The organism is Arthrobacter sp. TmtSoilC79 (genome assembly GCF_059739405.1).
On record NZ_AP046051.1, the window covers coordinates 3,271,537 to 3,291,171 of the forward strand.

At 63.6% G+C, this 19,635-nt stretch carries 17 protein-coding genes; 6 read left to right on the forward strand and 11 right to left on the reverse strand.

All coding sequences use genetic code 11. The annotated features are described in order from the left end of the window. Window positions 1–6: 6 nt before the first annotated feature. Complete coding sequence (locus AC6JA3_RS14890; protein ID WP_497920195.1) at window positions 7–1,839, forward strand: AMP-dependent synthetase/ligase; 1,833 nt, start codon at window positions 7–9, stop codon at window positions 1,837–1,839. A gap of 46 nt (window positions 1,840–1,885) precedes the next feature. On the opposite strand, the gene AC6JA3_RS14895 is transcribed toward AC6JA3_RS14890, so the two are convergent. Beyond that, complete coding sequence (locus AC6JA3_RS14895) at window positions 1,886–3,100, reverse strand: TIGR01906 family membrane protein (protein ID WP_497920197.1); 1,215 nt, start codon at window positions 3,098–3,100, stop codon at window positions 1,886–1,888. 139 nt (window positions 3,101–3,239) lie between these two features. Continuing rightward, the gene (locus AC6JA3_RS14900) at window positions 3,240–4,232 is read right to left on the reverse strand and encodes a stage II sporulation protein M (protein WP_223944958.1); all 993 of its coding nucleotides are present in this window, start codon (window positions 4,230–4,232) and stop codon (window positions 3,240–3,242) included. Between the two features lie 107 nt (window positions 4,233–4,339). Between AC6JA3_RS14900 and AC6JA3_RS14905 the strand changes: the two genes are divergently transcribed. Continuing rightward, entirely contained in the window at window positions 4,340–5,143 is an 804-nt protein-coding gene (locus AC6JA3_RS14905) for an RDD family protein (protein ID WP_026547069.1), read from the forward strand. A gap of 32 nt (window positions 5,144–5,175) precedes the next feature. Here the strand turns inward: AC6JA3_RS14905 and AC6JA3_RS14910 are convergent, their stop codons facing one another. The 5 genes from AC6JA3_RS14910 to AC6JA3_RS14930 all read right to left on the reverse strand — a co-directional run bounded on the left by AC6JA3_RS14910 (window position 5,176) and on the right by AC6JA3_RS14930 (window position 9,805). Beyond that, window positions 5,176–6,015, reverse strand: coding sequence for a pentapeptide repeat-containing protein (locus AC6JA3_RS14910; protein WP_026547068.1), 840 nt, complete (start codon window positions 6,013–6,015; stop codon window positions 5,176–5,178). A gap of 187 nt (window positions 6,016–6,202) precedes the next feature. Beyond that, the gene (locus AC6JA3_RS14915) at window positions 6,203–7,423 is read right to left on the reverse strand and encodes a L,D-transpeptidase (protein WP_497920198.1); all 1,221 of its coding nucleotides are present in this window, start codon (window positions 7,421–7,423) and stop codon (window positions 6,203–6,205) included. 117 nt (window positions 7,424–7,540) lie between these two features. After that, a complete protein-coding gene (gene ahcY, locus AC6JA3_RS14920; RefSeq protein ID WP_497920199.1) occupies window positions 7,541–9,019 on the reverse strand; it encodes an adenosylhomocysteinase in 1,479 nt (492 codons plus the stop codon). A 45-nt stretch (window positions 9,020–9,064) separates the two neighbouring features. Beyond that, window positions 9,065–9,283, reverse strand: a complete 219-nt coding sequence (locus AC6JA3_RS14925) for a Trm112 family protein (RefSeq protein ID WP_026542796.1) — start codon at window positions 9,281–9,283, stop codon at window positions 9,065–9,067. A 144-nt stretch (window positions 9,284–9,427) separates the two neighbouring features. Further along, the gene (locus tag AC6JA3_RS14930) at window positions 9,428–9,805 is read right to left on the reverse strand and encodes a DUF3499 domain-containing protein (RefSeq protein WP_175493379.1); all 378 of its coding nucleotides are present in this window, start codon (window positions 9,803–9,805) and stop codon (window positions 9,428–9,430) included. Window positions 9,806–9,947: 142 nt separating this feature from the next. On the opposite strand from AC6JA3_RS14930, the gene AC6JA3_RS14935 reads away from it, so the two are divergent. Beyond that, the gene (locus AC6JA3_RS14935) at window positions 9,948–10,466 is read left to right on the forward strand and encodes a metallopeptidase family protein (protein ID WP_091550785.1); all 519 of its coding nucleotides are present in this window, start codon (window positions 9,948–9,950) and stop codon (window positions 10,464–10,466) included. A 27-nt stretch (window positions 10,467–10,493) separates the two neighbouring features. Here AC6JA3_RS14935 and AC6JA3_RS14940 read toward each other — a convergent pair whose 3' ends face one another. Genes AC6JA3_RS14940 through AC6JA3_RS14950 form a run of 3 tightly spaced genes read right to left on the reverse strand, consistent with a single transcriptional unit; the run spans window position 10,494 to window position 16,073 of the window. Further along, window positions 10,494–12,149 (reverse strand): DUF5719 family protein, encoded by a 1,656-nt coding sequence (locus AC6JA3_RS14940; protein WP_497920200.1) that lies wholly within the window; start codon window positions 12,147–12,149, stop codon window positions 10,494–10,496. After that, entirely contained in the window at window positions 12,142–15,498 is a 3,357-nt protein-coding gene (locus AC6JA3_RS14945; protein WP_497920201.1) for a glycosyltransferase, read from the reverse strand. The genes AC6JA3_RS14940 and AC6JA3_RS14945 overlap by 8 nt, the downstream gene beginning before the upstream one ends. A 29-nt stretch (window positions 15,499–15,527) precedes the next feature. After that, a complete protein-coding gene (locus AC6JA3_RS14950) occupies window positions 15,528–16,073 on the reverse strand; it encodes a WhiB family transcriptional regulator (RefSeq protein WP_497920202.1) in 546 nt (181 codons plus the stop codon). Window positions 16,074–16,450: 377 nt separating this feature from the next. Here AC6JA3_RS14950 and AC6JA3_RS14955 point away from each other — a divergent pair, with 377 nt between their 5' ends. After that, window positions 16,451–17,146: a TIGR03089 family protein gene (locus AC6JA3_RS14955; RefSeq protein ID WP_497920203.1), complete on the forward strand. Its 696-nt coding sequence runs from the start codon at window positions 16,451–16,453 to the stop codon at window positions 17,144–17,146. Here AC6JA3_RS14955 and AC6JA3_RS14960 read toward each other — a convergent pair. Further along, complete coding sequence (locus AC6JA3_RS14960) at window positions 17,133–17,696, reverse strand: GtrA family protein (protein ID WP_026542802.1); 564 nt, start codon at window positions 17,694–17,696, stop codon at window positions 17,133–17,135. The two genes, AC6JA3_RS14955 and AC6JA3_RS14960, sit on opposite strands and share 14 nt — an antisense overlap. Window positions 17,697–17,887: 191 nt before the next feature. Here AC6JA3_RS14960 and AC6JA3_RS14965 point away from each other — a divergent pair, with 191 nt between their 5' ends. Together AC6JA3_RS14965 and purE are read left to right on the forward strand one after the other, a co-directional pair. Continuing rightward, window positions 17,888–19,075, forward strand: coding sequence for a 5-(carboxyamino)imidazole ribonucleotide synthase (locus tag AC6JA3_RS14965; RefSeq protein WP_026542803.1), 1,188 nt, complete (start codon window positions 17,888–17,890; stop codon window positions 19,073–19,075). Next, window positions 19,072–19,635 carry a 5-(carboxyamino)imidazole ribonucleotide mutase gene (gene purE, locus AC6JA3_RS14970; protein WP_347781590.1) on the forward strand — a complete coding sequence of 188 codons (564 nt, stop codon included), beginning with the start codon at window positions 19,072–19,074 and terminating at the stop codon, window positions 19,633–19,635. The genes AC6JA3_RS14965 and purE overlap by 4 nt, the downstream gene beginning before the upstream one ends.

The window sequence follows — 19,635 nt, forward strand, 5'->3', positions numbered from 1 at the left end:
CAAGCAGTGAGGGAAGCCAGCACGGAACTTCTGGTCGAGGCCGACCCCGACTCCAACGTAACCGACCTCCTCCTGGAACGCTGCGCCAAGGATCCGTTCGGCACCCTGTATGCCCACAAGACGGCCAATGGATGGCTCAACGTGTCAGCCGCCAGATTCCTCGCAGATGTCACCGCACTGGCCAAGGGACTGATTGCCGGAGGCCTCAACCCCGGGGACCCCATTGCGGTGTTGTCCCGGTCCAGCTACGAGTGGACGCTGGTGGACTTCGCCATCTGGATGGCCGGAGGTGTTACGGTGCCCATCTACGAGACGTCCTCGGCAAGCCAGATCGAGTGGATCCTGGCCGATTCCGGCGCCCGGCGCATCTTCGTCGAAGACACAGCCAAAGCCGGACTCGTGCACAACTTGGTGGACCGGTCTGCGGCCATCGGCGATGATCCCGTGACGATCATCCGGATGGACCACGACGGCGACGCCCCCAACCTGACCAGCGTCTCCGCCGTCGGGGTCGGCATTATGGACTCAGAGCTGGAGCGCCAGCGCAGCGCAGCGAACCTCTCCGACATCGCCTCGATCGTGTATACCTCCGGAACCACCGGCAAGCCCAAGGGCTGCGAAATCACCCATGGCAACTTTGTCCTGGTGGCACGGAACGTCATCCCGTTCCTCCCCGAGCTGCTGATGCAGCAGGGTGCGCGGACGCTGATGTTCCTGCCACTGGCGCACGTCCTGGCCAGGGCAGTCCAGGTAGTCTGCCTCACGGCTGGCATCACGCTTGGCCACAGCGCAGGAGCCAGTGGACTGATGGGGGACCTCAGCACTTTCAAGCCCACCTTCCTGCTCGCCGTGCCGCGCATTTTTGAAAAGGTCTACGCCGGCGCCGGCCACAAGGCCGCCATGGGCGGAAAGGCAGCGCTCTTCTCTGCAGCGTCGGCTACCGCCGTGGAATATTCGACGGCGGTGGACCTCGCCGCACGCGGGCAGGGACCGGGGCCGGGGTGGCTTCTGGGCATGAAGCATGCCGCGTTCAACAAGCTCCTCTATCCCAAAGTCCGGGAGGTTTTCGGCGGACAGGTCGGCTACACGGTCTCCGGAGCCAGCCCGCTGAGTCTTCGGGACAACCATTTCTTCCATGGTGCAGGCGTGCCTGTGCTGGAGGGCTACGGGTTGACGGAGACCACTGCCCCGTGCACCGTCAACACTCCCAGCATGACCCGAATCGGTACCGTGGGGATCCCCCTTCCCGGCACCACCATCCGGGTGGCCCAGGATGGCGAAGTGCTGGTCAAGGGCATCGGTGTCTTCAAGGGCTACCATGCCAATGAGGAGGCCACCGAGGCTGCGTTTGTTGATGGCTTTTTCCGTACCGGTGACCTCGGCGAGCTGGACCCCGACGGCTTCCTGACGATCACCGGCAGGAAGAAGGACCTCCTGGTCACTGCCGGCGGTAAGAACGTGGCGCCCGCACCTTTGGAGGAGAAGCTCCGCGAGCACCCACTGGTGGGCCAGGCCGTGGTGGTCGGAGACGGCCGTCCCTTCGTCGCCGCACTGGTGAGCCTGGATCCTGAAGGACTTGACGACTGGTGCGCCGAGAACAAGATCGGTGCTTTGTCACCTGCCGAAGCGGCCGGTGATGACCGGGTGAAAGCGGCCGTTCAGTCCGCCGTGGACGAGGCCAATAAGCTCGTTTCTGCCGCTGAGTCCATCCGGAAGTTCGTGTTCATCACAGCCGAACTCAGTGTCGAGTCGGGGCATCTGACGCCTTCGCTCAAACTGAAGCGGGCAGCCGTGGTTAACGACTTCCCGGCCGCTGTGGAGAAGCTGTACGAGAAGTAGCGGCACGTGTTCTGGCGCCCCAGGGCACGCCGCACAGCGGGCCCTGCTAGCGCCTGGCGTCAGTTGATTCCCTGCTGAGGTTGTCCGTATCGTCTGTGGCCGCGTCGTCGTCCGAAACCTCGGGCTGATCAGCCGTTGTGTCAGCACCCCGACGCCGCTTGGTGGGCCACGTGAAGATGAACGTCACCGTAGCCACGAGGAACACCAACGCGCCGATGACGATGCCGGCGTCGATCCAGAATTGTCCCGGGAAGAGCCTGATAAGAGTGTCTTCCAGGGAGAACGTCCACGTTCCATTGGCGAAGAAGATCCGGTGGAACTCGGTGAAGAACTGCTCCCAGCTCAGGGCCGCCAGGACTGCGAGGCCAATGATGATGACCAAAGTGACGATCGACCCTGCAAAGAGACCTCGGCGGATGCCGCCGTTGCTGCGCTTCCGCAGGTACAGGATGGCGATGATGCTGAGGATGATGAGCAGCAGTCCGGCACCGAAGGAGGACAAAATGACCAGCTTCACGTCGGCCATGTGCGCCACTTCGCTGTCCTGGAAAAGCTTGGTGCCATCCTGGTTGACCAAACCACCCAGGTATCGCGGACCAGCCCAGTTGCTGAGGTAGTCCACGGCGTAGGAGCCGTAGGTCATGCGGTCATCTGTGCTGAATCCGTAGCCATCGCCCGGAAAACCGGGACGGTTGTACTCCACCCACAGGAACAGTGGGCTGGTAACAGCCCTGACGGCGAGGACCAGGAGGATCACCGGGTAGAACACAGCCAACAGAACCTGGAAGACGCGCGGTCCGATCGGCTTGACCTTGGCGGCCTGCTCACGTTCGGCGTTGCGGCGGGCTACTTCTTCTTCGGGCGGGCGGACCTGAAGGGCCGACGTCGGCAAGGGTTCTGAATAGTGCGAGGACTCTTTCTCCGACGCGGTATCGGCAAGAGTGTCAGCGAACAGCGGGGGTTCGGGCTCGGCGTCGGCCGCTTCTGCAGCTTTCCGATCGGCACGGCTTCCGGGCTGGCCACCGGCAGGCGTAGCTGGTGTCGCGGTAGCGGGCGTCGCGGTAGCGGGCGTCGCCCCTGTGGCAACCGCCGGTGCGGAGTCAACCGCACTGGAAGTCGTCGTCGTGGGGGCCGCCTTCGGGTCAGCCGCCGGAGAGGCACCGCTGGAGGTCTTCGGCTTCATCCAGTCGAAGGCCGGCTCGTTGGGGTCCTCATGGACGTCCGTGTCCGGTTCTTGTGGTTTTGGGCTCTTGTCGCTCACAGCGGTTTCACTTCCGTAGGCATCCACCGGCGAATGCGTACTGCCGGCTCTCTTGTCTGCATTCGAGCCTACCGCCCGGTCCGAGGCTGACACGCTGTGCCACCCCGGCTGGGACCGGATCGAAACGTAACTGTAAGGTCTACGCGGCGATGCTGCGATATCCGGCGTCGTTGGCGTCCAGGTCCCCGGTGACACCTGTCCGGGCGGCCCTTCCGCCGAGCACCAACGTGTAGACCCAATAGGCGGCCAAAACCGCCGCACCTATGGCGATCTTGGCCCACACTGGCAAAGCACTGGGCGTCACGAAACCTTCCACCATTCCAGAGACCAGGAGGACAAGCACCAGCCCCAAGGCAACGGTGATCAGCGAACGCCCTTCGTCAGCAACAGCCTGCAGCCGGGTCCGCGGACCTGGCCGCACCATGGCCCAAAAAATCCTGAGGCCGGCAGCACATGCTATGAACACCGCCGTCAGTTCCATCAGTCCGTGCGGGAGGATGTAGCTGAAGAAGACATCCATTTTCCCCGTAGCCAGGAAGAGGCCGGCTGCCACGCCCACGCTTTGGGCGTTCATGAACAGGATGTACGGGACCCAGAATCCGGTCACTCCAAACGCCACGGCCTGCGCTGAGATCCAGGCATTGTTGGTCCACACGGCACCTGCGAAAGAGGCCGCAGGGTTCTCCGAGTAGTAGTTGATGAAGTCTTCCTCTACGTACTTCTGGACCTTGGCGTCACTTGCCACCGCCCGCAGCGCCTCCGCCGACGTTCCAATCCACACGGCGTACGCGCCTGCCACCAGGACGAAAGCCACCCCGCACCAAAGGGTCAGCCAGCGGATCCGGTAGAACGCGGCTGGTAAGGAGATCACAAAAAAGCGTGCCAGGTCCTCCATGAAATTCGAGCGCGCCCCGGTGAACCTGGTCCGGGCTTGCGCCAGCCCTGCAGATAGGGTGGCGGACAACGCAGTCTCCGGAGCAACCGAGCGGATCAGGGACAAATGCCCGGACACGGTCTGATAGAGCCGCAACAATTCGTCGGCTTCAGACCCCGTGAGGCGGCGCTTATGCGCAAGGAAATGCAGCCTGGACCATTTGTCCCCATGTACGGCCGAGAAGGCGTCGATGTCCACGGCACCACCCTAGCGCCTCAGTCCGCCCAAGAGGTGGGTCCCGCCGCTAGACTCGATGATGCGGGCACGCCACGCGCCTGCACCGTTGGGAAGGCATGGGGGCTGGCATGAGTTCAATCATCACAGGCGAGGCAGTGGTCCTCGAACTGCGCCCGGCATCCTTCGCTGCCCGCGCGCTGGGCCTCGTCATCGACGTCGTCTCGCACATTGTTCTGGCCATACTCCTCATCATCCTGGTGGGCGTTGCATCAGAGGACCTCGACGACGCCGCAATCCGCGCACTGATCCTGGGCAGTGTTGTCCTCTCCATCGTCATTGTTCCCGTCACAGTGGAAACCCTCACCCGTGGACGCTCCCTGGGAAAGCTCGCCACCGGGCTACGGATTGTGCGCGACGACGGCGGTTCCATCCGCTTTCGGCAGGCGCTCATCCGTGGACTGCTTGGCGTCCTGGAAATCTATTTGACCTTCGGCGGCCTGGCGATCGGCGTGGCACTGTTCAACGACCGGTCCAAACGCCTCGGCGACATTGTGGCCGGAACCTACTCGCTCCGCCAACGCGTCCCCTCCAAACCCCGCATCATGCCTGTGGCGCCGCACTACCTGCAGGGCTGGGCCGCTATGGCAGATATCGGCAGGGTCCCCGACGCCACCGCGCGCAGGGCAGGTACCTTCGTGCAGCAGGCCTACCTCATGGCCCCGGCATCCCGGGTCAACATGGCTACGGCCATTGCCTCCGAACTCGCCAAATACGTCGCCCCTCCCCCGCCCGGCGGGACAATCCCCGAGGACTACATCGGAGCAGTCCTCGGGGAACGCCGCAACCGTGAACTTGTGCGCCTGCGCCAGGCGGAGAAGCGGAACGCGTCAATCGGCGAGCGGCTGCAAAAGCTGCCGTTCACTGACGGTTAGTGCCTGCCACCGGCTTGTCCCGGTTGCAGGCTTTAGCGCCAGTGGTCTGGTCTAGTGAGTCTGTGCGGCAGGAGGGTGGCGGGGTTTCCTTCGGCGGCGTTGACTTGGGGTTGGGTCAAGTAGAGGGCCTTGGAGAGGTCCGCTCCGTGGAGCTGGGCTCCGCGTAGATCGGCTCCCAGGAGGTCTGCCGTAGTGAGGTCGCTGTTCCTGAGGTTTGCTCCGATCAGGTAGGCACTCCGGAAGTTGGATCCGCAGAGGCGCTGGTTCGCCAGGTCCGCGCCCATCAGGTCGGCGCCACTGTGTTCACCGTTCCGGTGAGCACCGACGTCGTGCGTTTGCGTGTCCTCGGCTCCGTAGGAGGCTCGTTGTTCTTCGCTGACCTCCATCAAGAGGACCCGCACTTCCATATGCAGGGTCTCGACGTCGGTGTCCAGGATCGCGGTTGCGTCGCCTTGAGCGATGGCTGCTATGCGCCCGGACAGGCTCTCCGCTGCCATCGCCAGGTCCGGATCGAAGGTCCGTTGCCGGGCTTCGACCAGGTACCAGAGCATTTCGTGGAGTTGCCTCACCACTTTGAACACGGCGAACATCGACTGCCCCAGGGAAGGGCTCTCCTTCCAGCTCGTGCCCCCAAAGGTTTGTTGGGACACTACCTGGCCTGCGCCAAAGCAGTCGAAGACGGTGCAGCCGCGGAATCCACGGGGCCGGAGCCGTTGGTGGATTGCGCAGGAAAAGTCGGCGGCCATGTTCGGGCACGGCGTCGCGGCCGGTTTATCGATGGCGAAGTCAGCCGAACGGGCGAATCCGAGCGCCGTGCAGCAGAGGGCAAAACAGTTACTGCAGTCCGGGCTGAGGGTAGGTGAAAGTGTCATTTGTGCTCCATGTGATGAAAAAGGGTCCGGTGGAAAGGGCCGGGGAACCCGTGCGTGGGTTCCCCGCAGGGACACCCGGAATCACCATGGAGGGCAGCACAAAGTGAAGGGCCGACGCGTGGTCGGCACAGTGTGTTTTCGTCAAAGCGCGCAGGAGATAATCACTGCGGCCAATCATAACGCTGGGCTAGCGCTGGGCGTAACTTGCCCAAGGGATGTTCCAGTCGCCGAAGCCTTCCAACGGCTCTACTGCCGGCGCTCCGGTGTTCAGGATCTGGACCACGTCGCCGGTCTTCATGTTGTTGAAGAACCAGGCTGCGTCGTCCGGCAGCAGGCCCACGCAGCCGTGGGAGACGTTTACGCGTCCGATGGCTCCCCACGCCGATTCGAGTGCTTGGTGCACGTACACGCCGGACCACGTCAGGCGGTTTGCGTAATCCACCACCATCGGTGCGTAGTAGCCCTTATCGCCTGGCTTCAGGCCGATGCTCCCGGCGTTGAAGTTGGACTTTCGCTCCTGCTCCAGGATCACTGCATAGCCCGTGGGAGAGAGCCAGTCCTCGCCTCCGAGCGACACAGGTGCAGTGTGGACCAGTTGCCCGTCGGAGTACACGTTCATGGTCTTGGTGGTGTCGTCCACAACGGCCACCCGCTGGGGACCGGTGGTGAAGGTCGAGACTACGTCGGCATTGCCGATCATCTTGTTACCGAAATCGACGCCCAGGAGTTTCATGTCCACGGTGACAGTGGTGCCCGAGGCCCAGAACGCCTCGGGCCGGATCCTTGCCTTCTTGTCTGAATACCAGTGCCAGGCAACCGGCTGGCCGGAAGAGACCGAGATGGCAACGCGCTTCTCCATGGCAGCTTTATCCACCACGGGCTCGCTGAAGTTGATCTCGATGGGCTGGCCGGATCCGGCCGTGGTCCCATTCCGGGGATAGACGGAAGCGTCCGCCTCAAAGGCAGCCGACACGGTGGTGAACGTTTGGGTCTTCTTGGTTTCCTTCCCGGCGGTGTCCACCAGGGTGAAGGAATAGCTGTACTGGGTCTTGAACTTCAGGACTTCCTGGGTGGTCCAGGTGCTCCCATCCGGGCTGGTCTTGCCCTGGACAGGGGCGCCACCGTCCACGGGGGCCAGGACAACGTCCTTGACCTTGCCGTTGACAGCCTTGATTTGCGGTCCCACCACTGGATTCCACTCAAGTGCGCCGTCCAGCGGGGTGATGCCCAGCTCTACGGGCTTGGCTTCCACCGTAGGCGTGGGAGAGGGTGCAGCGCTGCTGTCCTGGGAAGAACCGGCAAGGAGTCCAGGCACCACAACCACGCCAATGCCGCCCACCGCAATAGCTGCGCAGACTCCTATGATGGCAAGGATTTTGCCCTTTTTCCGTTTGGCGACTTCCGTCATGGTTCCCATCATCCTGTCCCCCGCAAGCATTACTGAACACCCAATTCTAGCCGAAAGGCCGGCAACGCTGATCGCGCGCCGGCCTTTCACCATCGATTTGAGTTGCGGTGGAACCCTTTAGTAGCGGTAGTGCTCCGGCTTATAGGGGCCGGCAACGTCCAGGTCAAGGTAGTCGGCCTGGTCCTTGCTCAGTTCCGTCAGCTCCACGCCAAGTGCGTCGAGGTGGAGCCGTGCGACCTTCTCGTCCAGGATCTTGGGAAGCACGTAAACCTGCTTCCCGTATTCGCGTTCGCCCGCGGGTTGGTCCTTCTTGGTCCAGAGTTCGATCTGCGCGATGGTCTGGTTGGCGAAGGAGTTGCTCATCACGAACGACGGGTGTCCCGTGGCATTGCCCAGGTTGAGGAGGCGGCCCTCTGACAGCACGATGATGGAGCGCTCGGAGTCCGTGCCCTCCTCAAACACCCATTCGTGGACCTGCGGCTTGATCTCCACTTTCTTGACACCCGGGATCTTTGCCAGGCCGGCGATGTCGATCTCGTTGTCGAAGTGGCCGATGTTTCCCACGATTGCCTTGTTCTTCATGCCCAGCATGTGCTCGGCCATGATGACGTCCTTGTTGCCCGTGGTGGTGATGAAGATGTCGCCCTGGGCGAGGACCGTCTCCAGCTTGGCAACCTGGTATCCGTCCATGGCGGCCTGGAGGGCGCAGATGGGGTCAATCTCGGTGACAATGACCCGTGAGCCCTGGCCACGGAGGGCCTCGGCAGCTCCCTTGCCGACGTCGCCGTAGCCACAAACGACAGCAACTTTGCCGCCCATGAGGACGTCCGTTGCCCTGTTGATGCCGTCCGGCAGGGAGTGGCGGATGCCGTACTTGTTGTCGAACTTGCTCTTGGTGACGGAGTCGTTGACGTTGATGGCCGGGAACAGTAACTTGCCCTGCTCGGCGAGCTGGTACAGCCGGTGGACACCGGTGGTGGTTTCCTCGGTGACACCCTCAATGCGGGCGGCCAGGCGGGTCCACTTTTGCGGATCAGCGGCAAGGGTCCGGCGCAGGAGGTCCAGGATGAGGACGTACTCCTCCGGGTCATCCTTGGTGGCCGTGGGAACGGCGCCTGCGGCTTCGAAGTCGACGCCCTTGTGCAGCAGCAGCGTGGCGTCGCCGCCGTCGTCGAGAATCATGTTGGGACCCAACTCCGGGTTTGCATCAGCCCCGGGCCAGGTGAGGATCTGCTCCGCAGTCCACCAGTACTCTTCCAGGGTTTCGCCCTTCCAAGCGAAAACCGGGACACCCTGCGGGTTTTCCGGGGTGCCCTTGCCAACAACGACGGCGGCAGCTGCTTCGTCCTGGGTGGAGAAGATGTTGCAGGAAGCCCAGCGAACTTCGGCTCCCAAGGCCGTGAGGGTCTCGATCAGGACAGCCGTTTGGACCGTCATGTGCAGGGAACCGGCAATCCGGGCACCCTTGAGTGGCTGCGAAGCACCGAATTCGGCGCGGAGTGACATCAGCCCCGGCATCTCGTGCTCGGCGAGGCGGATCTGGTGGCGGCCGGCCTCGGCAAGGGTAATGTCGGCAACTTTGAAGTCAAAAGTCATGGAAATCCTTAGGGGTACCGTGCGGAATGAGTGAAGAAGCGGGGGCTAAGCCTTTGAATCGTGCTGGCCGGAAGTGGCGGCATTGGCCGCAGCAAGGAGTTCCGGGGGCAGGAGCAACGGGATGCCGTCCTCTATCGCGTAGCGGAGCTTCCCGCCATTGGAGTCTTCAGGAACGGAGACCAGTTCCTCGCCCTCCTGGACCAGCGGTGAACCCGTCACGGGGCAGCGCAGGATGGACAACAGTTCAGGACTGACCTTTGGCATGAATGATGCTCCCTGGGTGGCGCCTACGTGGCGCAGCTGGCGGATGTTATCTGCAGATTCCAGACTACCGCGCAGGATCAGTGGGTTTGCAGCGCGGCGTCGAATTGCGTCCGAAGCCCAAGGCCCGGACCTTCGGTTACCGGGTCAGGAGGGTTCGCGGAGGATGCGAAGGTGCCCGCGACGGGTCCCCTCGATTGCTGCCGGCGGCTCCATCTGCGGGTGGCTTTGCCGTGCAGCGGTTTCGGGGGCTGCCGAAGCCGCCTCACGGACAGCATTGGCAAGGGCCAACAGGTCATCGGGGCCGGGTTCGGGCGGCGTGGCAGGCATAGCCAGCCGGAGCACTTCCCAGCCCCGCGGAACGGTCAGGCTCTCGGCGTGCTGTGAGCAAAGATCGTAGGCGTGCGGCTCGGCATAGGTGGCCAATGGACCAAGGACAGCGGTGGACTCGGCGTACACGTACGTCAAAGTAGCCACCGCTGACTGGCGGCAGGCTGATCTTGAACACTGACGAATGGCACCCACAACATCCCAGATTAGCGCCACTTGGCTCCATCCTGTGGCATTGGATGCCCGTGGCCCCGTGAAGATGGCCCCTCTGCCGGTAACTCGCCGCTGTGCGTGCCATGATGTCGCGCAGACGGGTCGCCGGGACTAAAGTCGATATATGCAGTCACAGCCACATGTTCCCGGATTCAGCATCCGGTGGACTGACGCCGATGGCGATCAGGCAGAGCAACACGCCGGTCCTGGCGCGAGGGGTTTCCGGCGGCGCCGGCGCAACCGCCATGGCCGGGGACTGCGGGGAGAGCTCATGCTCCCCAGCCTTCCCGGCTTCCGAACCCGCGCAGAGCGCTTTGATGACATGGTTCTGGACTCTGCGGAGCGGCTCCAGGACATGTGGGGCAAGCAACTGGACGGTGTCCTGTTTGCGGTCGACGAGATCCCGCCCAACCTTGAACAACTCGTTGCCCAGGGAAGCCGCGCCCCCTTGGGCTCCTATACGCCAGGCGGCCGCGGCGAAGCACCCATGATCACTGTGTACCGCCGCGTGGTGGAGCAAGGCTGCGGCAGCCGGGACGAACTGCAGGACCTGGTGCACGACGTCGTGGTGGAGTACACCGCTGAAATGCTGGGCGTTCCCCCTGAGACCCTTGATCCCGTCTACCGCCGCCGGTACCAGTAACACCGGCCAGTAGCCGACTAAAACCCGCTAGTAACCGACGGAGACCGGGACCTTTTCAAGTCCGGCAGCCGCATCCTGGATAGCTACTACCGAGATGTCCGCGCGCCCTTGGGTACCGAGGACCAGTGCACCGTAGATGGGGTCGCCGGAGGCTGACACTACATACCCCGCCACCACCGAATCACCGGACTTTGCCGGGAGTTCGATCAACGATGTGGTTCCACCGGACATGTCCACGTCAACTGCTTTCCCCACAGCACCGTCAGCGGTCACAGGAGCATAAGTCACCGTGCCGCGCCCCTCGGGAACTCCGAAGCTCAAATACCGCTGCCCGTTCCGGGGTACGGCCACCAGGTGCTGGCTGCCGAGGCGGGCCGAGGAAGGTGACCAGGCAAAATCGGTGGCTTCCTCAACTTTGGCCCCCCGCGTAACCCGGGCCGAGGCCACAAAGGCAACATCGGAACTGGCCTTGACCGTGTAGGTGCCGGCCGGTATGCCCTCGAGATCCACGGTGGCTACGGATCCACCTTTGACCGTGACCACTCCCCCGCTGGGTACTTTCCGTTCGCCGTTGGCCCCGTAAAGGCTCACCTGCACTACGGCATCGGTAGAACCCGGGACGGCGATCTGCAGCGCCGGCGAGGCATCGGCGAAACCGGATTTAGCCGCCAGCGCTTTCGTAGCCGCCGGGTCCTGGATGTCGACGCCGGACATCACCTGCAGGTTCGAGGCACCGGAGCCAGGGGCAAGGTATTCGACACCGCCGGGAGCGAGCCCGCGCAAGACACTCTGTTGGATGGTCGCAGCAACCGGGCCACCAGTACTGCGCACGTGGACTGCGAGTTGCGATTCACTGGGGGCAAGTCCTGCAAGGTTCACAGAGCGGGTGGTTCCGGGAGCTACCAGGAGTCCCCGCGCCCCGGGTGCCTGGATCTGGCCCTGCTCCCCGAAAAGGTCAAGGTTCACGGTGGCCGGAGTCTCCGAGGCATTGCTGAGGTTCAGGACTGCCGTGCGTCCCACTGCCGTGTTGGCGCCCAGGAGCCAGGCATCGTTTCCCGGCGATTGGCATTGTGCCGAAGCGAGGCCGCGCAGGTCTCCATCGGTGGCGGAGTAGCTAAGGTTGGCCGCCATGGAGGCTTGCTCGTTCCCCAGCGGATCTGCCCCCACCACGGCCGGGGCCGTCACGGGAGAAAGGGATGCCACTGCGGCAGATAACACCGGGGGTCCGGCAGTTGGCGTCGGAGTGCTGGTGGGAGCCTTCGCAATCTCAGCAACAGCGGCTCCATCCAACGTTGTCACCTTGCTTCCCGGAACCGTACCGGCCGGGTTGCTGAGCACCACCGCATTCAGGGCACTGGCGGCTGTAGTGGACACGGGACTGAACTCCGCATCGGTTCCCACCACGGTTCCACTGAGAAGCCGGGCAGGCTCCGGGCACACGCCCAGTGCCCGTCCCGCTGGAACATCGGCCTGCCGGATGTCCATGGTGGTTCCGCCGGAAGGTTCTGGCATCATCGAGGTCGCTGCGACGGCCCCTCCGCCGGCTGCCAGGATGGCTACCGCGGAGAGGACTCCGGTCACAACGCCCCGGTTGGAACTTCGAGCCCCTTTGCCTGCACTACGTGACGACTTACCTCCAGCCGGCTGTTTACCCTCAGCTGGCTGTTTCTGGTCCTCAGACACTGCTGTACTCCTTACGGAGGGAGACTTCGTCCCTCGACATGCCGGTTCGGGTGCGTCGCGCCGGCACAGGTATGGCCAGCAGCAGCGTCAGCCCCATCACCACGGCCTGCATCAGGCCGAACCACAACGCCCAAGGGTTGGTGTAACGGATTTCCAGCTCACCACCGTTGGCGGGGAGCTCAAAGGCTTGCGACCATCCGGACGTGGCGGCTTTGAGCTGCCTTCCATCCATCCAGGCCGTCCAGCCGGGGTCGGATCGTTCAGCCATCACCAGCTTGCGGCCCTCCCCACCTGCAGGAACGGTGGCATCCACGGATACTTCTTCGGCCGGGAGGTTGGCTACCGTCGTCCCTTTGGAATCAACGATCCGGATGCGGTGCGTGGTCTCTGCAGCCGCGGCGGCCGGCTGGTTCCGCGGCGAGACCCGCCACAGCCATCCGGCGTCCGTCTGCCCAACAGCCACCAGGCCCGGGACGGCGTCAATCCTGCTTGCAGTCAGTTGGGCTGCGTTGTCGGCGGCCTTAAGGACTACGAATCCCGCTCCAAGTTGTTCAAGGTCAGCGCGCGGGTCCACTCCACTGCTTGCCACGATGGTGGCCACTGCCCGCCGAAGCGAGGCCGTGGCGGCGTCATCGTCCACAATTTCTTCGCGGCCTGGTGCGCCGATGATGGTGCGGGCCGAAGCGATGGTGGACAAGCTGTCCAGGGTCGTGCCGGCTCCGCGCATCAAGGAGGACGTAAAGGCACCTTGTTCTCCACTGGTGATAACCAGCGTCCGGGTACGCTCAGGCCCCTGTCCGCGATCGACCGCGGTGGCCGGCAAAGTCCCGGTGTCCACCGGCCATACCTGGCGTTCGGTCCCCAAGGAGGACGGTTTCTTTTCGGCCGCGTTGGCTGACGTGGACGCGCCAGGGGCCGGTGAGGGCTGGAGAACGTTCTGCGCCGCCCAGGCGCCCATGCTTGCCAGCGGCCCGGCCACGAGGAGCGTGAGGACAAGCCCGGAAGCCACACGCTGCAAAGGAATCCTTGGGCCGCTGGTATCAGTCGTGCGGCGGGGCGCACCAAAGAGCTTGTCAGCGCCTGTAACGGCAGCACCGAGCAACAATATGCCGGCAGCTGATACGGCCGGGCCGGTGAAGGGCCCCACGATGACGTCGTTGTTGACGCCGGTGGCGACATGCCCCACCAACCAACTACTCGCCAAGGTAGCCAACGCTGCCAACCAGAACACCCTGGCCAGCGCCGTCCGCTTGCCGGGCAGGAACAGGGCCGCCACAGCGAGGACCAGGACCGGCGCACTGACCAGCAGCGCAAGCAGCAAAGCCCAGGGTGCTGCGCCCGGGCCGAAGATCGCCAAGCCGGTCAAGCCGCCGTCGATGTCGAATGCCAAGGGCTGCCCCAGCAGCTGCTGCCAGATCGGCGCGGCGTCGAAGGTCAGGGGCAGTCCGGGATCAGCCAGGAGGGCACGCGGCCTGTCCAAGACCGAAATTCCGTACGGCACGAACAGTGCAACAGTGGGAAGAAGAGACCACCACAGCGTCTTGCCACGCTGTCCCAGGATGACGGCGGACAGGACTACCGCAACAACAACGGGTCCTAGAAGCGACGGTGCCGAGGCGGTAACAATGGCCATTGCAAGCCCGCCGGCGGCGGCGGCGGTCCACGACGGTGTCCCATTGATGCCCGGCTTTCCGAGAACGGGAGCAGGGCGCCGGGTCAGGGCTGCTCCCTGATGTGAACGTCCTTGACCGATCGCGGATCCTGAGGCACGCAGGAGTGCCAACAGCAGCAGCGGCATCATCACATGGGCAATCAAGGCACCAGCGCGGCCCTCATTGATCGCGACCAGCAGCGCAGGAGCGGCAGACCATGCCAAGGCAGCAACAGTCCGGAAACGGCGCTTCGTCGTCAAAGCCCCGGCAGCAAACCATGCGCCAATGGCAGAGAGTGGCATGGCCAGGACCAGCAACCAAGCCATGGCCGGGTTGCCGTCCCCTCCGCCAAAGAGGGACAACAGCCACAACACGTAACCGAAGGGATCGCCGTGGCCCGGCAGGCCTGCGCCAAGGGAAATCCACCATGTGGAGGCATTGGCCCAGATGTCTCCGGGCGTTTCAGACAGCGGGATGAGGCCGCCACCGGCCACAATTCCGGAGCGCACCAGGCCCAGCAGGCCAATAAGGGAAGCGGCCAGGGCCAGCAGGGCTGCTGCGGCTGCACCTGTTCCTACCCACCCGCGTTCATTGGTTGCCAGCGCAACAAAGTCGTCGGCGGCATCCCCGCTGGGTTCCGGTGCCAGGAGGTCCGAGACCGCTGACGGTTCATCGCCGGGACGGATGGCCTCCAACAGGGACCGCCTGTTGGCACGGACTTCGCGGGTCGACTTTTGCAGGCCCCGGACCACGGCACGCCGGACGCGGCGGGTTCCGGCGGCAACACGGCGGCCCCGGGCGATGGCTACAGGACGCATCAAGGCGGCAAAGGTTGCCCTGAACTGCGAGAAACCGTACCCCGGTTCCTTGACCAGAATGCTCAGCATAAGTCGGACCACGGCACCGAAGACCGCGCCCAGTGCCTGGAACGGAACGTTCCACCAGGGGGTGTGCTTGAGACGCAAATGAATCTGGGCTTTACGTGCCGCAGATGAAGTGCCCAGGCCATGGGGCCGATGCTCCACGTGGAACATCCGGGCGCTGGGAACCACTACCACCCGGTTGCCGGCGAGCCAGTTGCGCCAGCAGAAGTCCACGTCATCGCCGCTGCCGGGCAACGCGGGGTCAAAGCCCTGCAACAACTCCCACACATCGCGGCGGATCAACATTCCGGCGGAATTCACCGCGAAGGTGTCCGTGCGGGCGTCGTATTGTCCCTGATCCACTTCGTCGGCGTCGATCAGTGTCAGGCGCTCGGCCCAGCGGCTGGTGGAAAGCCCGGCATCCACGAGGTGCCGCTCATTGTCCCAACCGAGCTGCTTGCAACCGGCCACCGTTACCGACGGCGCCCTTTCCACGGCATGCAGAAGCTCCGCCAAGGCGTCAGCCGCCGGGGCGGCGTCATCGTGAAGGAGCCAAATCCAGTCAACAGTGCCAGGGCGGTTTCCAGCATCATCGCCGGGCACGCCCCTGTCAGGCGCCAGCTCGTGCAAGCCCGCTTGAACAGCTGCGCCGAAGCCGGATTTTGCCTGCGCGAAAGTGGTGACATTGGCTTGGCCGAAGGCTTCGCGAAGCATATCCAGCGAATGATCCGTGGAGCCAGTATCAATGCCAATGGCGGCATCTGCCGGACGGGTTTGGTCCGACAGTGCCGCCAGTGTCCTGGGGAGATAGTCGCCGCCGTTGTGGGAAACCACAACGGCGGTAACGTGAACTTCCTTGAGAATTAGACCGCTCGCTTCCTTAGCCGACGACGTTCCCGCTCAGAGAGTCCGCCCCAAATCCCAAACCGCTCGTCATTGGCGAGGGCGTACTCCAAGCACTGCGAACGGACGTTGCACGCCCCGCAGACTTTCTTGGCGTCCCTGGTGGACCCGCCCTTTTCCGGGAAGAAAGCCTCCGGATCCGTTTGAGCACAGAGCGCATCAGTCTGCCAGCCAAGTTCACCTTCATCATCGAAGTCACCCTTGCCCGGAAGGCCGATCCATACAGGCTGGCCCGGTGTTTCCAGCGGGCGACGAACCTCCATGGGAGGATCGTCCAAGTCTTCTTCCGGCCCTGCAGGCAGGTCCCCGATCAGCGCCTCGTGTGCGGCCAGGAGGGCAGTTGCCTGATCCTCCAAGGAGTCCTGCACATTTTGGTTGTAGCGGTCTGCCGCTTCCGGATCCGCTGGGTCGACGTACCAATCCCCCGGTACTTCCCGCGAACGGTATTTCACCGACGCATGTTCTGCGACGACTGCATCTTCCTGGATACGCAACGCTTGCCCCATGGCGTCCCTCCTGATTTTGCAGCTGCTGCCTGGATGTGTTTCCGATTCCCGGCGACGTTCCGGTCATCTGTGCAGCGGCGTTTGATTACTAATTACACGCGTGTAACTACCCGTCAGTCAAGCCGCGCCGGAATAATAATCAAGAATCCAGAGAAACGTGGGATGCGCCACGCCCAACATTTTGCCCGTGCCGCCGCCCGCCTGCCGGGGAAATGGGAGGGTTGGATCAATTTACGTGAACTTTCATTGAATTTCCGCGGAAAATTAAGCCCCCGCCCCAGAGCGCCCACCGACTGGACAAAATGGCATGTGTCGCAATTCACAAAGCCGGCCCTAATCCCAGGCGTGGCGCCGGACCACCGTGGCAAGATTGACGCATGAGCATCCCGGCAGCAAACCTGATGACCACCCTGCGATCCGGCCATTCAACCTCGCCGCGCCTGACCTGGTACGGGCCGGATGCGGAGCGGGTTGAGCTTTCCGGCCGCGTCCTGGATAACTGGGTGGCCAAGACCAGCAATCTTTTGCAGGACGAACTCGATGCCGAGCCAGGCATGGCCGTCCGCCTTGACCTCCCGGCGCACTGGAAGTCGTTTGTGTGGGCGCTGGCCGCATGGCAGTTGGGAATGGAGGTGGTCTTTGACCAGACCTCCGCGGACCTTCTCGTCACGGACACTCCCGACGGCGATGCCGGGGCCGGCTTCGACGCTGTCGTTGCCGTGCCGCTGGCCGCGCTGGCCATGCGATGGCCAGGCGAGCTGCCATCCGGCGTCGTGGATTACGCGGCGGAAGTCCGCTCCCACGGCGACGTCTTCATGGCACGCAACGAGGCCGCTGCGGAGCTCCCGGCAGTGCGCGGCACCTCAGAACTCACGCACGAAGCGCTCATGGAAGAGTTCGCGACCGGCCAGGAACCCGGCGTCCGCCTGCTGGTGCGGGCCAGCGAGGGCCTGGAAACCTGCCTGGCAGCTTCACTGGGAGCGTGGCACGGCGACGGTTCGGTGGTTTTGGTCCACCCGGACCTGGAGGTGACTGAGCACCTGCTGCAGAACGAGCGGGTCAGCCGTTCTTAACGGACGGCAACTCGCCGGTGCCGGGGTTGGCAGCTCCGGCCTCGCTCTTGGCCTTGTGGTGAAGGTCGATGATCTCGTGGTCATGCGAGAACTCGGGCTCAGCGTCCAGCTCTTCGTTGAACACCCAGAACCGGTAGGCAAAGAACCGGAAGATGGTGCCCAGAATGAGGCCCACCACGCTGCCGGCAATGAACAGGGACGGCTTGTCGTTCAGGTCCAGGATGTACTTGGCGAACCACACACACCCTGAGGCGATGAGGAGCCCCACGAGGTTCATCACGGCGAACAGCACGGCCTCACGGACCACGTTGGCCTGCTTGCGGTGGCGGAAGGTCCAGAAACGGTTGGCGACCCACGAGAAAACACTTGCAACGATCGTCGCAATGGCCTTCGCCCAGACCTCGCTGCCATGCATCGGTCCGGAGAACAGCCAGATGAAAACGGCCGAGTCAATGACAAAAGCGACACCGCCGACTGCGCCGAACTTTGCTACTTCACGCCAAAAGAGCGAGGCAAGTCCGCGGATGCGATCTGCAAGTGTGGTGATCATGACCCTCCATGGCCGTTGAATAGGTGGGCCGGTGGGCCGATTCCATTTTAGCGCCGTTTTCCGCGCGCTGCCTTTGAGCAGACTGTGAGAAGGCCAAAATCGGCTCCCGCAAGGGGTGTAACGCTGTGGAAAAGCGGTCTTATGGGCGGCAGAATCCGTGATCCTGCCGCCGGTTCGGTAGGCTGAACCTTGTGACTTTTCCAGTAATTGGCGTTGTTGGCGGCGGCCAGCTCGCACGAATGATGGCTCCGCCCGCTACCGCCCTGGGCTTCGAACTCCGAGTTTTGGCTGAGGGCGTGGACGTTTCGGCTGTTGCCGCCGTGGCCACAGCCCCGATCGGCGACTACAAGGACTTGGACGCCCTCCTCGAGTTCTCCAAGGGCCTGGACGTGCTGACGTTCGACCATGAGCATGTCCCCACGGAACACCTAAGGGCCCTTCTGGAAGCCGGCGTCAACGTCCAGCCCGGCCCTGATGCGCTGGTGAACGCCCAGGACAAGCTGGTGATGCGGGCAGCAATTGACCGCCTTGGCCTGCCCAACCCGGAGTGGTCCGCGGTCAGCAGCGTTGAGGAGCTCGTGGCCTTCGGCGACAGGATTGGCTGGCCCATTGTCCTGAAGACCCCCCGTGGTGGTTACGACGGCAAGGGCGTCAGGATCGTGGACTCCGCTGCTGACGCCCAGGACACTGCCGATTGGTTCCAGGCAATGAGCCCCCTGCTGGCAGAGGCCAAAGTGGACTTCAGCCGCGAACTGTCCGCGCTGGTGGCGCGAACCCCCAGCGGCGAATCCCGGGCCTGGCCCGTAGTCCACACGATCCAGGTGGACGGTGTCTGCGACGAAGTCATCGCACCGGCACAGAACATTGCCGTTGAGGTGGCCGCGGCTGCCGAAGAGGCGGCACTTCGCATTGCCAACGAGCTTGGCGTCACCGGAGTAATGGCTGCAGAGCTGTTCGAAACCCCGGGGGTCGGAGCCGGCTTCCTCATCAACGAACTCGCCATGCGCCCTCACAACACTGGCCACTGGACGCAGGATGGATCCATCACCAGCCAGTTCGAGCAGCATCTTCGGGCAGTGCTGGACCTTCCGCTCGGAGCAACCGACGCGCTGGCACCCGTGGTGGTCATGAAGAATTTCCTCGGCGGGGAAAACCAGGACCTCTTCAACGCCTTCCCCATGGCCTTGGCCTACGAGCCCGCAGCCAAAGTCCATTCCTATGGCAAATCCGTCCGCCCCGGCCGCAAGATAGGCCACGTGAACCTCGTGGGCAGTTCGGTCTCCGACGTCGACTCCGTCCGTCGGCGCGCCACAGCAGTGGCCAACATCATCCGCGACGGCCACAAGCCCGAGCAGACCACCCTTGAGGAGAGCGCATGACGACAGAAGCAACAGCCCCGCTGGTAGGGCTCGTGATGGGTTCGGATTCAGACTGGCCTGTGATGGAAGCCGCAGCCGATGCCCTGGCCGAGTTCGGTATCCCTTTTGAAGCCGACGTCGTGTCCGCGCACCGCATGCCCACGGAAATGATCCGCTACGGCCAGACTGCGCACGAACGCGGGCTGCGTGTCATCATTGCCGGCGCCGGCGGCGCCGCCCACCTCCCCGGCATGCTTGCCTCGGTGACACCGCTTCCTGTCATCGGCGTCCCCGTTCCCCTTAAGACCCTGGATGGCATGGATTCCCTGCTGTCCATCGTCCAGATGCCTGCCGGTGTCCCCGTGGCTACGGTCTCGATTGCCGGGGCACGAAACGCCGGCCTCCTTGCTGTGCGCATGCTCGCTTCGGGAACGGACGAACTCGCCGCGAAGCTCCGCGCTGATCTGGTGGACTTTGCCCAGGAACTCAATGACGTCGCCACCAAGAAGGGCGAAAACCTGCGCCGCAAGGTAGAGGAAGTCTTCTCCCCGGCCAACGCTTCAGCCCGGAGCCCCCGCTAG

Coding starts and splice junctions, on each gene's coding strand:
- AC6JA3_RS14905 (WP_026547069.1), top strand. CDS start 4,340: ATGAGTTCAATCATCACAGGCGAGGCAGTGGTCCTCGAACTGCGCCCG.
- AC6JA3_RS14910 (WP_026547068.1), bottom strand. CDS start 6,015: ATGACACTTTCACCTACCCTCAGCCCGGACTGCAGTAACTGTTTTGCC.
- AC6JA3_RS14915 (WP_497920198.1), bottom strand. CDS start 7,423: ATGACGGAAGTCGCCAAACGGAAAAAGGGCAAAATCCTTGCCATCATA.
- ahcY (WP_497920199.1), bottom strand. CDS start 9,019: ATGACTTTTGACTTCAAAGTTGCCGACATTACCCTTGCCGAGGCCGGC.
- AC6JA3_RS14925 (WP_026542796.1), bottom strand. CDS start 9,283: ATGCCAAAGGTCAGTCCTGAACTGTTGTCCATCCTGCGCTGCCCCGTG.
- AC6JA3_RS14935 (WP_091550785.1), top strand. CDS start 9,948: ATGCAGTCACAGCCACATGTTCCCGGATTCAGCATCCGGTGGACTGAC.
- AC6JA3_RS14950 (WP_497920202.1), bottom strand. CDS start 16,073: ATGGGGCAAGCGTTGCGTATCCAGGAAGATGCAGTCGTCGCAGAACAT.
- AC6JA3_RS14955 (WP_497920203.1), top strand. CDS start 16,451: ATGAGCATCCCGGCAGCAAACCTGATGACCACCCTGCGATCCGGCCAT.
- AC6JA3_RS14960 (WP_026542802.1), bottom strand. CDS start 17,696: ATGATCACCACACTTGCAGATCGCATCCGCGGACTTGCCTCGCTCTTT.
- purE (WP_347781590.1), top strand. CDS start 19,072: ATGACGACAGAAGCAACAGCCCCGCTGGTAGGGCTCGTGATGGGTTCG.